General features: G+C 67.8%; 11 protein-coding genes. All 11 read left to right on the top strand.

Annotation, left to right across the window (positions count from 1 at the left end):
• Window positions 1-101 precede the first annotated feature (101 nt).
• On the top strand, window positions 102-1922 hold the full coding sequence (locus tag FGS76_RS19815) for a methyl-accepting chemotaxis protein (protein ID WP_150002956.1): 1821 nt from the start codon (window positions 102-104) through the stop codon (window positions 1920-1922).
• Window positions 1923-2068: 146 nt separating this feature from the next.
• A complete protein-coding gene (locus tag FGS76_RS17950; RefSeq protein ID WP_138774032.1) occupies window positions 2069-3130 on the top strand; it encodes a protein-glutamate methylesterase/protein-glutamine glutaminase in 1062 nt (353 codons plus the stop codon).
• A gap of 41 nt (window positions 3131-3171) precedes the next feature.
• Window positions 3172-4944 (top strand): methyl-accepting chemotaxis protein, encoded by a 1773-nt coding sequence (locus FGS76_RS19810; protein WP_138774031.1) that lies wholly within the window; start codon window positions 3172-3174, stop codon window positions 4942-4944.
• A gap of 47 nt (window positions 4945-4991) precedes the next feature.
• The gene (cheY, locus tag FGS76_RS17940) at window positions 4992-5378 is read left to right on the top strand and encodes a chemotaxis response regulator CheY (protein WP_138774030.1); all 387 of its coding nucleotides are present in this window, start codon (window positions 4992-4994) and stop codon (window positions 5376-5378) included.
• Window positions 5379-5411: 33 nt separating this feature from the next.
• Window positions 5412-6104, top strand: a complete 693-nt coding sequence (cheZ, locus tag FGS76_RS17935) for a protein phosphatase CheZ (protein WP_138774029.1) — start codon at window positions 5412-5414, stop codon at window positions 6102-6104.
• A 228-nt stretch (window positions 6105-6332) separates the two neighbouring features.
• Window positions 6333-7469: a flagellar biosynthesis protein FlhB gene (flhB, locus tag FGS76_RS17930; RefSeq protein ID WP_138774028.1), complete on the top strand. Its 1137-nt coding sequence runs from the start codon at window positions 6333-6335 to the stop codon at window positions 7467-7469.
• Window positions 7466-9550, top strand: coding sequence for a flagellar biosynthesis protein FlhA (gene flhA, locus FGS76_RS17925; protein ID WP_138774027.1), 2085 nt, complete (start codon window positions 7466-7468; stop codon window positions 9548-9550). The genes flhB and flhA overlap by 4 nt, the downstream gene beginning before the upstream one ends.
• Before the next feature lies 1 nt (window position 9551).
• Window positions 9552-11468 carry a flagellar biosynthesis protein FlhF gene (locus FGS76_RS19495; RefSeq protein ID WP_170214512.1) on the top strand — a complete coding sequence of 639 codons (1917 nt, stop codon included), beginning with the start codon at window positions 9552-9554 and terminating at the stop codon, window positions 11466-11468.
• On the top strand, window positions 11465-11881 hold the full coding sequence (locus FGS76_RS17915; RefSeq protein ID WP_138774026.1) for a flagellar protein FlhE: 417 nt from the start codon (window positions 11465-11467) through the stop codon (window positions 11879-11881). Before FGS76_RS19495 ends, FGS76_RS17915 begins: the two co-directional genes overlap by 4 nt.
• A 102-nt stretch (window positions 11882-11983) precedes the next feature.
• On the top strand, window positions 11984-12685 hold the full coding sequence (locus FGS76_RS17910) for an RNA polymerase sigma factor FliA (protein ID WP_138774025.1): 702 nt from the start codon (window positions 11984-11986) through the stop codon (window positions 12683-12685).
• A 202-nt stretch (window positions 12686-12887) separates the two neighbouring features.
• Window positions 12888-14468 (top strand): peptide chain release factor 3, encoded by a 1581-nt coding sequence (locus FGS76_RS17905; protein ID WP_138774024.1) that lies wholly within the window; start codon window positions 12888-12890, stop codon window positions 14466-14468.
• The last annotated feature ends 46 nt before the right edge of the window (window positions 14469-14514 follow it).

The raw sequence follows: 14514 nt of genomic DNA, 5'->3' as shown, positions 1-14514 counted from the left end.
CGCCCCGCCGATATCAGTATGCCGGCCAGTCGACCGCCGGCCAGGACGAATAACGCTAAACCTGATTTTTTTCTAACCGGGCGTGCATGGAGCGCGAAGCAATGATGAAGTTACTGCGTAATACCAACATTAATGTAACGGTGGCGGGGGCGCTGTTGTGCTGTGCCCTTCTTATCGGTGTGTTAGCGGTGCTGCGCGCCGCCAGCGATGATATGGCCAACGATTCCATCGTTTCCCTGAACCGGATGAACGTTGAGCAGCTCAACGAGCTGGGCCGGGCCGCGTTTCTGTTCAGCCGTGCGGGTGCGGTGATGGATCTGGCCGTGCAGTTTACCGACCGGGGCATGACCGGGCAGGCGGACAAAGAGCTGAATCGGGTCTCCGACCTGTTGAAACGGGGCGAAACCCGCTTCGCCAACTTCAATGAGGCCTACGAGGCCGACGGCGGCGCCGCCATCGGCGGCGAGTTGAAAACCACACTGAGCACCCTGGTCGGTCTGTACAAGAGCCAGTACTTGTCGATTCAGGAAGGTGACCTGGAAAAGAGCTGGGAGATTCGCCAGCAACAGATTCCGATCAATGAATCAATGAATAAGCTGCTCACCGATTTCACCCGCGATGCGGACAAGCGGGGCAGCCAGGTGATGGCGGACTACCGTAGCGACAACAGCTTCTACACCCAGGTTGGCTGGGCCACGGTGGCGGTCGCCCTGCTGCTGCTGCTCTCCATTTATTGGGTGCTGCGCAAGGTGGTGGTGTCGCCGCTGGAGTCCGCGGTGACCGACCTGCAACGCATCGCCGGCGCCGACCTGTCGCGGCCGATCCCGGTATACGGTCGCAACGAGATCGGCAAGCTGTTCACCGCCATGCGCGATATGCAGGACAGCCTGTCGAAGATCGTCAAGGGCGTGCGCGGCAGCAGCAACTCGATCTTCACCGGCAGCTCGGAGATCGCCCGTGGCAATACCGACCTGTCGGCGCGCACCGAGCAGCAGGCCGCCTCCCTGGAAGAAACCGCCACCAGCATGGAAGAGCTCACGGCCACCGTGAAGCAGAACGCCGACAACGCCCGGCAGGCCAGCAGTCTGGCCAATGACGCCTCCGGCACCGCCGGTCGCGGCGGCGAGGTGATGCAGGAGGTGTCCAGCAAAATGCAGAACATCACCGAGAGCTCGAAGAAGGTGGCGGACATCACCGCCATGATCGATTCCATTGCCTTCCAGACCAACATTCTGGCGCTCAACGCCTCCGTGGAAGCGGCCCGGGCCGGTGAGCAGGGGCGGGGCTTCGCGGTGGTGGCCGGCGAGGTGCGCAACCTGGCCGGCAACAGCGCCGACGCCGCCCGCGAAATCAAGCAGCTGATCGAGCGCTCGTCCGTGGAAGTGGAGGAGGGGGCCGCGCTGGTGGAACGGGCCGGCCAGACCATGACCGAGGTGGTGGCCGCGGTGAAGCGGGTCACCGACATCATGGATGAAATCTCCGCCGCCTCCCAGGAGCAGAGTGCCGGCATTGAGCAGGTCAGCCAGGCGGTGAGCCAGATGGATGAGGTGACGCAGCAGAACGCGGCCCTGGTGGAACAGGCCGGGGCGGCCGCCGCCTCCCTGGAACAACAGGCCAGGCGGCTGGAAGAAGCGGTGGCGATCTTCCGCCTCGAACAGGCGCAGCGGACGCCGTCCCTGACGGTGATGGAGCCGGCAAGCAAGGGCCGCTCCGAGCCCGCCGTCCGGCGCGCCCAGCTGCCGGCCAAGGCCCACGGCAGCGCTCCGACCAACGCCAAGGGCCGTGGCGAGGCCAAGGCGGATAACCACGACAAGGCCCATGGCGATGCCAGGGCCGAGCACAAGCAAGCGCGCTTTTCCTCAGCGGGCAGCATGCCGGCACGGCGCACCGAGACCACCGAAGAAGAGTGGACCGAGTTCTAGACAACCGGCGCCGGCGCCCGCCGCCGCGCGGCGCGGGCGCGGTCCCATTAGTGAACCATTAAAGATACCGACCTCGCCGCCGATAACTCCTGTAACTGGGGGACGTCGCATCGGAACCGGCGAAGTGGTGACAGGGGAGACCGATCTTGGGCGGGACAAAAATCAAGGTGTTGTGCGTCGATGATTCGGCTCTGATCCGTGATCTGATGACCGAAATCATCAACGAACAGGGTGACATGGAGGTGGTGGCGGTGGCGCCGGACCCGCTGGTCGCCCGGGACCTGATCAAACGCCATAACCCGGATGTGCTGACCCTGGACGTGGAAATGCCACGCATGGACGGCCTGGATTTTCTTGAGCGGTTGATGCGCCTGCGGCCGATGCCGGTGCTGATGGTCTCCTCGCTGACAGAGGCCGGTTCCGAAGTGACCCTGCGCGCCCTGGAGCTGGGCGCCGTGGACTTCCTGCAGAAGCCGGCGTTGGGCATCCGCTCCGGCATGCGCGAATACGGCGACCGCATCGCCGAGAAAGTACGCGCCGCCGCCCAGTCCCGGCCGCGCCGCCTGGCCCAGCCCGGCGGCGCGCCCCGGTCGGCGCTGCGCCCGGTGATGGTGTCCAGCGAAAAGCTGGTGATCCTGGGCGCCTCCACCGGGGGCCCGGAAGCGATCCGGCAGGTGCTGGAACCCTTGCCGCCCAACTCGCCGGCGATTCTGATCGCCCAGCACATGCCCGGCGGTTTCACCCGCTCCTTCGCCCAGCGCCTGGACCGGCTGTGCCAGGTGTCGGTGAAGGAGGCGGAAGACGGCGAGCGTGTGCTACCCGGTCATGTCTATATCGCCCCCGGCGAACAGCATCTGAAACTGGTACGCAGCGGCGCCAACTATGTGGTGCGGCTGGACGATGGCGCGCCGGTCAACCGCCACCGGCCGTCGGTGGACGTGTTGTTCCGCTCGGCGGCGGAGCAGGCCGGCGCCAACGCCATCGGCGTGCTGCTCACCGGCATGGGCAAGGACGGTGCCGAGGGTCTGCTGGCGATGCGCAACGCCGGTGCCCATACCCTGGCCCAGGATCAGGAAAGCTCACTGGTGTTCGGCATGCCCCGGGAAGCCATTGCCCGGGACGCCGCCACCGAGATTCTGCCCCTTGATCGCATGGCGGAACGCATGATGGCGCTGGTCGCCGCCTCCGGGCGTGCTCAGCGGGTTTGATAACCAATAAAAATGGAATTGGTGAATAGAGGAACGCTGGAATGTTTAAAATCCCTCGTAATCTGAAGCTCAATACGGCGGTAGCCGGCGCCCTTGTGATTTGCGCCTCGATGATCGTCGTGCTGGTGGCGATCCGTTTCGTTACCAACCGCATGGTGGACGATTCCATCAGCACCCTGAACACCATCAACGTGGAGCAGCTTAACCAGGTCAGCCGCGCCACCACCCTGCTTAACCAGGCGCGTATCGAGATGGACCTGGCGGCGGATTACCTGGACATGGGCATGCGCATGATCGCCGCCGACCAGGTACAGAACGTGGGCAACCTGCTGGACCGCTCACTGGCGCGCTTCGAGCAGTTCGCCGCCTCCAAGAAGCTCACCGAGGAGGGCGCCGCTCTGTCCGAGGATTTGAGCGTCGCCTTCCGGCGGGTGCTGGAACTCAGCCGCCAGCAGAAAACCAGTCTGGAGTCCGGCAGCCTCAGCGATTACCGGGCGCTGCGCCAGGAACTGCTGGGTCCGGGCACCAATCTGAACAAACGCCTGACCGACTTCACGCGCTACGCGGACGAACGGGGCCAGGTGATCATGGCCACCTACCGCCAGGAATCCCAGCGGCTGGCCATGGTTGCCCTGGCGGCCCTGGTGATGGTGCTGGTGGTGATGGTGCTGATCTATTTCGGCCTTCGCAAAATCGTGGTGCAGCCGCTGGAGAAAGCGGTGCGCACCCTGCAGCGCATCGCCCGCGCCGACCTGTCCGAGCACATCGACGTGCGCGGCCGCAATGAGGTGGGCCAGCTGTTCGCCGCCATGCGCGAGATGCAGGACAGTCTGACCGGCATCGTCGCCGACGTGCGCGCCAGCAGCGGCTCGATTCTGGTCGGCAGCTCGGAAATCGCCCAGGGCAACACCGACCTGTCGTCCCGCACCGAGCAGCAGGCCGCTTCCCTGCAGGAAACCGCCGCCAGCATGGAGCAGCTCACCGCCACCGTGAAGCAGAACGCGGACAACGCCCGCCAGGCCAGCAGCCTGGCCAACGATGCCTCCGGCACCGCGTCCCGGGGCGGCGACGTGATGACCCAGGTCAGCACCAAGATGCAGACCATCACGGAAAGCTCCCGCAAGGTGGCGGACATCACCGGCATGATCGATTCCATCGCCTTCCAGACCAATATTCTGGCGCTCAACGCCTCCGTGGAAGCGGCCCGTGCCGGCGAGCAGGGCCGGGGCTTCGCGGTGGTGGCCGGGGAAGTGCGCAACCTGGCCGGCAGCAGCGCCGACGCCGCCCGCGAAATCAAGCAGCTGATCGAACGCTCCGCCGTGGAAGTGCAGGAAGGCTCCTCGCTGGTGGAGCAGGCCGGCGACACCATGAAGGAAGTGGTGGCGGCGGTGAAGCGCGTCACCGACATCATGGATGAGATCTCCGCGGCCTCCCAGGAACAGAGCGGCGGCATCGAACAGGTCAGCCAGGCGGTCAGCCAGATGGACGAGGTAACCCAGCAGAACGCCTCGCTGGTGGAACAGGCCACCGCCGCGGCGTCGTCCCTGGAAGAGCAGGCCAAGCGCCTGGAGCAGGCGGTGGCGATCTTCCGCGTCAGCGAGGACCACGCGCCCCTGGCACCGACCCTGGAGCATCAGGTGCCGCTGGTGGACGACCTGGACCTGGACCCGGAGCCGGAAGCGGAGCAACCGGCCGAGAGCAAGGAAAAGAGCCCGGCGCCGAAGCCGTCGGCGCCGCGTAAGGACGCGGCGGTAAGCAACCGGGAACCGCGCCGCGAGCCGGTGACCACCGAAGATGATTGGGAAGAATTTTAACCCGCGCCGGGCCGCCGCCCGGTGCTCCGACGCAGTGAGAGGAAAACATGGATAAGGGCATGAGTATTCTGGTGGTGGACGACTTCCCCACCATGCGACGCATCGTTCGCAGCCTGCTCAAGGAGCTGGGCTTCACCAATGTGGAAGAAGCCGAGGACGGCCAGGAAGCCCTGACCAAACTGAAAGGCGGCGGCTTCGACTTCGTGGTTTCGGATTGGAATATGCCCAACCTGGACGGCCTGGAGATGCTCAAGCAGATCCGCGCCGATGAATCGATGAAGTCCATGCCGGTGCTGATGGTGACCGCCGAAGCCAAGAAGGACAACATCGTGGCCGCCGCCCAGGCCGGTGCCAATGGTTACATCGTCAAGCCTTTCACCGCGGTGACGCTGGAAGAAAAGCTCAACAAGATTTTCGAGAAGCTGGGCAAATAACGGCCCCGGCCTTGCGATCCAGGAGATGCGAATATGAGTGGTGAAGCGCGGTCCGTTACCAGTGAGGCCGGACACAACGACGATCTGGTCCAGCGTATTGGCCAGCTGACGCGAATGCTGCGGGAAAGCATGCGCGAACTGGGGCTCGACAAGGAGGTGGAAAAGGCCGCCGAGGCGATCCCCGATGCCCGCGCGCGACTCAACTACGTGGCGTCGATGACCGAGCAGGCGGCGGAGCGGGCGCTCAACGCGGTGGACCGCGCCCAGCCCCTGCAGGACGAAATGGAGCGCGGCGCCCAGGCCCTGGACGAAAAATGGCAGACCTGGTTCCAGCAGCCGCTGGAAATGGACGACGCCCGTGAGCTGGTCACCGAAACCCGCCACTACCTGGGCTCGGTGCCGGCCATGGCCCGCAATACCAGCAAGGAGCTGCTGGAAATCATGATGGCCCAGGACTTCCAGGATCTCACCGGCCAGGTGATCAAGAAGATGATGGAAGTGATCCAGGAGGTGGAGCGCCAGCTGCTGCAGGTGCTGCTGGAAAGCGTGCCCGAGGGGGACGAGCGCGAGGCCATGCGTGAGCGCATGAACAACCGCACCGCCGAGGACGCCCGCCGCCGGGAGCAGGCCGGCCTGATGAACGGCCCGCAGATCAAGCCGGACGGCGAGGACATCGTCAGCAGCCAGGACCAGGTGGACGATCTGCTGGACGAGTTGGGCTTTTAGGCTGGATCGCGACTGAAGTCGCTCCTACGGAGGGCATTGTCCCCGGATCGCTGGCATTGTTTCCGTAGGAGCGACTTCAGTCGCGACCAACGCTCAGACCCAATCCTGCCCCGGGCGGCAATCGCCGCCCGGAATAGCCGCCCATAGCGGTCGCTTATCGGCGGTTTGCTCCCTGCCGGCCTGACCGACAATGTTCCGCGACAGCAATTGCGCGCGGAAGCCTTCGTCATGGCCGACGAAACCGAAGATCAGGAAAAGACAGAAGAGGCCACGCCCCGAAAACGGGAAAAAGCCCGTGAAGACGGGCAGGTGGCCCGTTCCCGGGAACTCACCACGGTGCTGCTATTGATGGCCGGGGTGGGTGGTCTGTGGAGCCTGGGCCCGGCGCTGTTCGACCAGGTCGGCACGGTGATGGAACAGGCGTTCCTGTTCGACCGGCAGCAGGCCTTCGACAGCACCGTGATGCTGGTGCACGCCGGCGACCTGGGCGCCCGCGCCCTGTTCGGCCTGACGCCCCTGTTTCTGCTGCTGGCGGTGACCGCCCTGATCGCCCCCAATTTGCTCGGCGGCTTCCTGATTTCCGCCAAATCCCTCAAGCCCCAGGCCAGCAAGCTCAACCCGATCAAGGGGCTGAAGCGGCAGTTTTCCTCCCAGGCCCTGGCGGAGCTGGCCAAGGCCATCGCCAAATCGGTGCTGGTGGGCCTGGTGGCGGTGAGCTTCATGGTCTCCCACCGGGGCGAATTCATGTCATTGATGGACCAGCCCCTGCACCAGGCCCTGGCCGATGCCCTGCGCATGGCGGCCCAGGCCTGCGGCCTGATGGTGCTGTCGCTGATCGTGGTGATTCTGATCGACGTGCCCTACCAGCTGTGGAGTACCTCCAAGAAGTTGCGCATGAGCAAGGAAGAGGTGAAGCGCGAGCACAAGGAAAGCGAGGGCGACCCCCATCTGAAAGCCAAAATCCGTAGCCAGCAGCAGTCCATGGCCCGCAACCGCATGATGAGCCAGGTGCCGGACGCGGACGTGATCGTCACCAACCCCACCCACTACGCGGTGGCGCTCAAGTACCAGGAGCAGCGTATGAGTGCCCCCCGGGTAGTGGCCAAGGGCACCGACGCGGTGGCCGCGCGCATCCGCGAGCTGGGCGCGGAGCATGGCGTGCCGTTGCTGGAGGCGCCGCCGCTGGCGCGCTCCCTGTACCGCCATGTGGACCTGGACCGGGAAATCCCCGGCCTGCTCTATACCGCCGTGGCGGAGGTGCTGGTGTGGGCGTTCCGCCTGAAACGGGCCCGGGAGGAGGGCGGTGAGATGCCGTTCGCGCCCTCGGATCTGAGCGTGCCGCCGGAACTGGAGGTGGCGCCTTGAAAGCACTCAGTCAGTACCTGGGCCCGGCCCGTACCCTGACCGCCGCTGACGGCAAGCTGCTGGCCGGCCCGCTGCTGATCCTGGTGATCATGGCGATGCTGATCCTGCCGCTGCCGCCGTTCGCCCTGGATCTGTTCTTCACCTTCAACATCGCCCTGTCGCTGATGGTGCTGCTGGTCAGCATGTTTACCCTGCGCGCCCTGGACTTCGCCGCCTTCCCGGCGGTGCTGCTGTTCACCACCCTGCTGCGGCTGGCCCTTAACGTGGCCTCCACCCGGGTGGTGCTGATGGAAGGCCACGAAGGCGGTGCCGCCGCCGGCAAGGTGATCGAAGCGTTCGGCCAGTTCCTGGTGGGCGGCAACTTCGCCGTCGGGCTGGTGGTGTTCCTGATTCTGGTGGTGATCAACTTCATGGTGATCACCAAGGGCGCCGGGCGCATCGCCGAGGTCGGCGCGCGCTTCATGCTCGACGCCATGCCCGGCAAGCAGATGGCCATCGACGCGGACCTCAACGCCGGCCTGATCGGCGAGGAAGAGGCCAAGTCCCGCCGCGCCGAGGTGGCCCAGGAGGCGGATTTCTACGGTTCCATGGACGGTGCCAGCAAGTTCGTGCGCGGCGACGCGGTGGCCGGCCTGGTGATCATGGCGGTGAACATCATCGGCGGTCTGATCATCGGCATGATGCAGCACGACCTGTCGTTCGCCGACGCCGGCCGCACCTATACGCTGCTGACCATCGGCGATGGTCTGGTGGCGCAGATTCCGGCCTTGGTGATTTCCACCGCCGCCGGTGTCACCGTGTCCCGGGTCAACACCGAGCAGGATGTGGGCCAGCAGATGATCGACCAGCTGCTGGTCAATCCCAAGGTGCTGTTCCTGTCCGCCGGGGTGCTGGGCCTGCTGGGCATGGTGCCGGGCATGCCCAATTTCGTGTTCCTGCTGTTCACCGGCCTGCTGGCCGGCGCCGGCTGGTGGCTGAGCCGCCGCCACGACCGCCAGCTGGCGGAGGAGCAGATCGAGGCCCGCACCGCGCCGGCCCAGCCGGAGGCCCCGGAGGCCAGCTGGGACGACGTGCAGCTGATCGACACCCTGGGCCTGGAAGTGGGGCACCGGATGATCCCCATGGTCGACTACCGCCAGCAGGGCGAGCTGCTCGGCCGCATCAAGAGCGTGCGCAAGAAATTCGCCCAGGACGTGGGCTTCCTGCCGCCGGTGGTGCACATCCGCGACAACCTGGAGCTGGGCGCCAACGATTACGTGATCACCCTGAAGGGCGCGGAAGTGGGCCGGGGCCAGGCGTTCGCCGGCCAGTGGCTGGCCATCGACCCGGGCCAGGTGAGCGGCGAAGTCACCGGCACCCCCACCCGCGACCCGGCCTTCGGCCTGCCGGCGGTGTGGATCGACGAAGGCCAGCGGGAACAGGCCCAGGTGTACGGCTACACGGTGGTGGACGCCAGCACCGTGGTGGCCACCCACCTCAACCACCTGCTGCACGCCCACTCCGGGGAAATGCTGGGCCGCCAGGAAGTGCAGCAGCTGCTCGACAAACTGGGCGAGGACGGCAAGAGCCTGGTGGAAGACGTGGTGCCCAAGCGGGTGTCGCTCACCACCCTGCAGCGCATCCTGCAGAACCTGCTGGACGAGGACGTGTCGATCCGCGACCTGCGCACCATCCTCGACACCCTGGCGGAGCACTCCGCCGGCGAGAGCGACAGCGCCCACGATCTCACCGCCCGGGTCCGCCTGGCCTTGGGCCGGGCGATCACCTCCCAGTGGTTCCCGGGCCGCGACGAACTGCGCGTGATCGGCCTGGACGACCGCCTGGAGCAAGTACTGAGCCAGGCGCTCAATGGCGGCGGTGCCCTGGAACCGGGCCTGGCCGACACCCTGATGAACCAGGCCGCCGAAGCGCTGGAGCGCCAGGAAAACGCCGGCGACCCGCCGGTGCTGGTGGTGCCCCACCCGCTGCGACCGTTGCTGGCCAGCTTCCTGCGCCGCCGGCTCAAGCAGCTGGTGGTGATGTCCCAGGCGGAAATCCCCGACGACCGCCATCTGCGTGTCACTCAAATGATCGGAGGCTAGCATGAGCGTGCAGCGCTTCACCGGCAGCAACAACCGCGAGGCCATGGGCCGGGTCCGTGCCGCTTTGGGCAACGATGCCCTGATTCTGGCCAACCGCAGCACCGCCGACGGCGTGGAAATCCTGGCGGTGGCCGACGACGCCCCTCCTGAGGCCACCGCCAAGGCGCCACCGGCGGCACCGGCCCGGCCGGCGCGCCAGCACCCCGGCGGCGGCGATGCCGGCGAGCAACTGCTCCGTGAAGTGCGCCAACTGCGGGCGCGCCTGGAGCGTGCCGAGGCCGGGCCGGACTCCGCCATCGCCGGGCTGGAGCGGCGTCTGGCCGGGGCCGGCTTCGGCGCGGAAATCCGCGACGACCTGCTGGCCGGCTGGCCCGAGGAAGCCCGTCCCGGGGACGCGGAAGCCTGGCTGCGCCGGCAACTGGGGCGCCGGCTGCCGGTGGGCGACGGCCTGGACCAGGGCGGCGTGGTGGTGCTGCTGGGCCCGGCGGGGGTCGGCAAGACCAGCCTGGCGTTGAAACTGGCGCACCGTTACGGCGGCCGCACGCGGCTGTTCGCCGAGGACGAACCGGCACCGGCCCAGCGCCGTGCCGCCGAGGCCCTGGGCCTGATCTGGGAGCCCCTGGATCTGGAGCAGGGTTCGGTGTTCGCCGGCGACGGTCTGGCCATCGTTGATACCCGTGGCCGGGGCCTGCGGGACCCGGACCTGGGGGCGGTGCTGCGGCGCCTGGGCGCGGCCGCCCGGCCGCTGCTGCTGCTGCCCGCCGGTGCCGGCGTGGACAGCCTGGAAGAGACGGTGGCGGTTTACCAGGGCCTGGCGCGGGCCGCCGGCGCGCCCCTGGGCGACGCGGTGATTGCCCGCCGGGACGACGGCGGCGCCCTGGGCCCGCTGCTCGACGTGGCCCTGCGCCGGGACCTGCGTCTGCACTATATAAGCACCGGGCAACACCCGGAGGACCTGCGCGAGGCGCGGCCGGAAGCGCTGGTGGAGGAGGCCCTGGCGGCGACGGAGAGCACCCCGGCCCAGGTCGGTGACCGCCGTTGGGCCGACCGGCTGCTGGATCAGAGCCGTGCCCTGGACGCCGCCACCCGGTTGCTGCGCGACGGCGTGCCGGCGTTCCGTGGCCTGCTCGACGAGGGCGCCGACGACGGCCTCTCGATCCTGGCCCCGGAGGTGATGGTGCACGGCGCCGTGGACGCCACCCTGCGCCTGGCCCTGGACGCCAGCGGTCTGCCGCTGGGCCCGACCCGGGCCGAGGGCGACGGCGGCCGGCTGCTGCCGGCGCTGCCCGACGCCGCCTTCTGGCACCGCCTGGGCGACCGCCACTGGCTGGTCACGGCGCGCTCCAACGCCCGGGTCTGGCACCACCACGAACGTTGCTCCCTGGAGCTGTGCCAGGGCCGCGCCCAGGCCTGGGACAGCCGCCTGCTGCGCCATCGCGGCCGCCCGGTGCAGGTGCGCCTGCGCCGGCTGGAAGTGGCCGCGCCCCTGGCCGGCGGCGGCGAGGCGCCGCTCAGCGCCCGGCTGTGCGCCTGGTTCGGCACCCTGCATGACCTGGACAGCGGTGTGCTGGTGGGCCGCCGCTACTGGCTGGCCCCCGCCGGCCAGGACCGGGACCGCAGCCAGGCGCTGCTGCTGGCATCGCTCAGCGCCGAGGCGCTGCCGGCCCTGGAGCGCCGCGCCCGGCAGGCTCTGGAAGAGGAGGGCGTGGCGGCGCCGGAGGCCGCCGGTTTGCTGGCGGCGCTGGCCCTGCGGCTGGATCTGGACGACAGCGACTGGGCCCTGGACGCCCGCGGCCAGTTGCTGGCGCTGCTCGGCGGCCGCCGGCGCCGCAAACCGGAAACCCTGCTGGACGGTCTGCTGGCGCTGCTGCGTGCCCGCCACAGCCTGCGGGCGCTGGGGCGGGACCTGGCGCCATGAGCCGCCGCATGGCCCGGTGGTTGGCGCCGCCGCTGCTGGGCCTGGCGGCCACGGCGGCGGCCGCCACCCTGAGCTGGACCGCCACCCCGGCGGCGGTGCGCGTGGCCGGCCCGGACCGGGACTACCACAGCCAGCCGCTGACGCCGCCGGCGCCGGCCGCCGGCCTGGTGCCGGCACGGCTCAGCTGGCGCTACCGGGCCCGTGGCGGCCCGCCGCCCCGGGCCTGGCTGTGCCAGGCCGACCGGTGCCTGCGCCTGCACGGCCAGCGCGGCCGGGCCTCGGCCCCGGCGGGCTGGGACGGGGAACGGCCGCTGCGGTTTCGATTCCGTCTCGCCGACGGCGCCGGTCCGGTACGGGTGGAGCAGCTGCGCCTGACGGTGACCGGGCCGGCGCCCGCGCAAAGCAGCGAATAGCCCGCCACAACATCGTTTATTCACCGCTTCCGGTGACGTCTCCTGGCCGAATAATGACGGTACCGGAAACGTGCCCGGAATCATCAGGAGGCCGCAGATCCCATGTACACGGCTCAGGGAAAAATCGATCAGAATGCTTTGCTGGAGCAGCATCTGCCGGCGGTACGGCGGCAGGCGCTGGCGCTGCAGGTGAAGCTGCCGTCGGGCATCGAGCTGGATGACCTGATCCAGGCCGGCACCCTCGGCCTGCTGGACGCTCTGCGCCGCTTCGACGCCAACGCCGGCGCCAGCTTCGCCACCTTCGCCAGCCAGCGCATCCGTGGCGCCATGATCGACGAACTGCGCACCCGCGACTGGCTGCCGCGCAGCGTGCGCCGCAACGCCCGTGCCCTGGACCAATGCGTGCACCGCCTGGAGCAGCGCCTGGGCCGCCCCGCCGAGGAACGGGAAATCGCCGCCGAAATGGGCATGGACCTGGCCGAATACCAGCAACTGCTCACCGACACCAATAACGGCTACCTGCTGCCCTACGAGGAAATGGTGGAGGAACGGGGCGAACCGGAGGCCGGCAGCGGCGCGCCGCCCAACCCCTTCGCCGCCCTGATGGAAGGCGAACGCCGCGAGCAGCTCACCGCCGCCATCAACACCCTGCCGCAGCGGGAGAAGCTGCTGCTGGCCCTGTACTACCAGGAAGAACTCAACCTCAAGGAAATCGGCGCCGTGCTCGGCGTCACCGAATCCCGGGTCTGTCAGCTGCACAGCCAGGCCATCAGCCGGCTGCGGGGGCGTCTGGCGGAGCAATGATCGCGACTGAAATCGCTCCTACCGTCGCCGCACCCGCTGTAGGAGCGACTTCAGTCGCGATCATTGCTCCGCCCCCTCCGCCGCCGATCCGCGCTGTATCCTGAACCCTGCATCCTGACCCCGGTCCTCCCCCCTGAGCGACGCGGCTACACGAATCCCCGGGGCGGCGTTACAATGCGCGCCGACGCAAACCGAGGATTCTATGAACCCCAGCGACGAGATCCACAAACGGCGCACCTTCGCCATCATCTCTCACCCGGACGCCGGTAAGACCACCATTACCGAGAAGCTGCTGCTGTACGGCAACCAGATCCGTATGGCCGGTACCGTGAAGGGCAAGAAGAGCGGCCTGCACGCCACTTCCGACTGGATGGAGATGGAGAAGGAACGGGGCATTTCCGTGACCACCTCGGTGATGCAGTTCCCCTATGCGGACGCCACCGTGAACCTGCTCGACACCCCCGGCCACGCGGATTTCTCCGAGGACACCTACCGCACCCTGACGGCGGTGGACTCGGCGTTGATGGTGATCGACGCCGCCAAGGGCGTGGAGGAACGTACCGTCAAGCTGATGGAGGTGTGCCGGCTGCGCGACACGCCGATCCTCACCTTCATCAACAAGCTGGACCGGGACGTGCGCGACCCCATCGAGGTGCTCGACGAGATCGAGGACGTGCTCAAGATCGAGTGCGCGCCGGTGACCTGGCCGATCGGCATGGGCAAGAGCTTCAAGGGCGTCTACAACCTGCTGCGCGACACCACGGTGCTGTACAAGACCGGCCAGGGCCACACCATCCAGGACGTGCGCGAAGTGAAGGGCCTGAACAACCCGGAGCTGGATGAGGCGGTGGGCGCCGACTACGCCCAGGAGCTGCGTGACACCCTGGAACTGGTGCAGGGCGCCAGCCACGATTTCGACCTGGAACGGTTCCGCGCCGGCCAGCTGACCCCGGTGTTCTTCGGCACCGCCCTGGGCAACTTCGGCGTGGACCACATGCTCGATGGCCTGGTGCAGTGGGCGCCGGCGCCGTTGCCCCGGGACGGCGGCGAGCGCCAGGTGCAGCCGGACGAGGCCAAGATGACCGGCTTCGTGTTCAAGATCCAGGCCAATATGGACCCGCGCCACCGGGACCGCATCGCCTTCCTGCGCATCTGCTCCGGCCGCTACCACAAGGGCATCAAGCTCAAGCAATGCCGCACCGGCAAGGACCTGCGCCTGGGCGACGCGCTCACCTTCCTGGCCGGCGAGCGGGACAACGTGGAAGAGGCGTTCGCCGGTGACATCATCGGCCTGCACAACCACGGCACCATTCAGATCGGCGATACCTTCACCGAGGGCGAGGACCTGCGCTTCACCGGCATACCCCACTTCGCGCCGGAGCTGTTCCAGCGGGTGGTGCTCAATGACCCGCTGAAGAGCAAGCAACTGCACAAGGGCCTCACCCAGCTGGCCGAGGAGGGCGCCACCCAGGTGTTCTTCCCGCTGCGCAACAACGACGTGGTGCTGGGCGCCGTGGGCACCCTGCAGTTCGACGTGGTGGCGGCGCGCCTGAAGGGTGAATACGGGGTCGATTGCCGCTATGAGCCGGTCAGCGTCAGCACCGCCCGCTGGGTGGAAGCGGACAGCGACCGGGAGCTGGAGAACTTCGAGCGCAAGGCCTACGACCACCTGGCCCGGGACGGCGCCGGCCACCTCACCTACCTGGCGCCCACCCGCGTCAACCTGCAACTGGCCCGGGAACGGCACCCGGAGATCCGCTTCCGCGAAACCCGCGAAATCTGATCGCCCCCCACAGAAGTAGGAGCGGCTTCAGCCGCGATCACCCGGC

It is taken from the genome of Alloalcanivorax gelatiniphagus, from assembly GCF_005938655.1.
Classification (GTDB): domain Bacteria; phylum Pseudomonadota; class Gammaproteobacteria; order Pseudomonadales; family Alcanivoracaceae; genus Alloalcanivorax; species Alloalcanivorax gelatiniphagus.
This window is presented reverse-complemented; position numbering and strand designations above follow the sequence as displayed.

Bases quoted from the DNA above. Each gene is read 5' to 3' on its own strand.
- FGS76_RS17905 (WP_138774024.1), top strand. From the start codon at position 12,888: ATGAACCCCAGCGACGAGATCCACAAACGGCGCACCTTCGCCATCATC.
- FGS76_RS17915 (WP_138774026.1), top strand. From the start codon at position 11,465: ATGAGCCGCCGCATGGCCCGGTGGTTGGCGCCGCCGCTGCTGGGCCTG.
- cheZ (WP_138774029.1), top strand. From the start codon at position 5,412: ATGAGTGGTGAAGCGCGGTCCGTTACCAGTGAGGCCGGACACAACGAC.
- flhB (WP_138774028.1), top strand. From the start codon at position 6,333: ATGGCCGACGAAACCGAAGATCAGGAAAAGACAGAAGAGGCCACGCCC.
- FGS76_RS19495 (WP_170214512.1), top strand. From the start codon at position 9,552: ATGAGCGTGCAGCGCTTCACCGGCAGCAACAACCGCGAGGCCATGGGC.
- FGS76_RS19815 (WP_150002956.1), top strand. From the start codon at position 102: ATGATGAAGTTACTGCGTAATACCAACATTAATGTAACGGTGGCGGGG.
- FGS76_RS19810 (WP_138774031.1), top strand. From the start codon at position 3,172: ATGTTTAAAATCCCTCGTAATCTGAAGCTCAATACGGCGGTAGCCGGC.
- cheY (WP_138774030.1), top strand. From the start codon at position 4,992: ATGGATAAGGGCATGAGTATTCTGGTGGTGGACGACTTCCCCACCATG.
- FGS76_RS17910 (WP_138774025.1), top strand. From the start codon at position 11,984: ATGTACACGGCTCAGGGAAAAATCGATCAGAATGCTTTGCTGGAGCAG.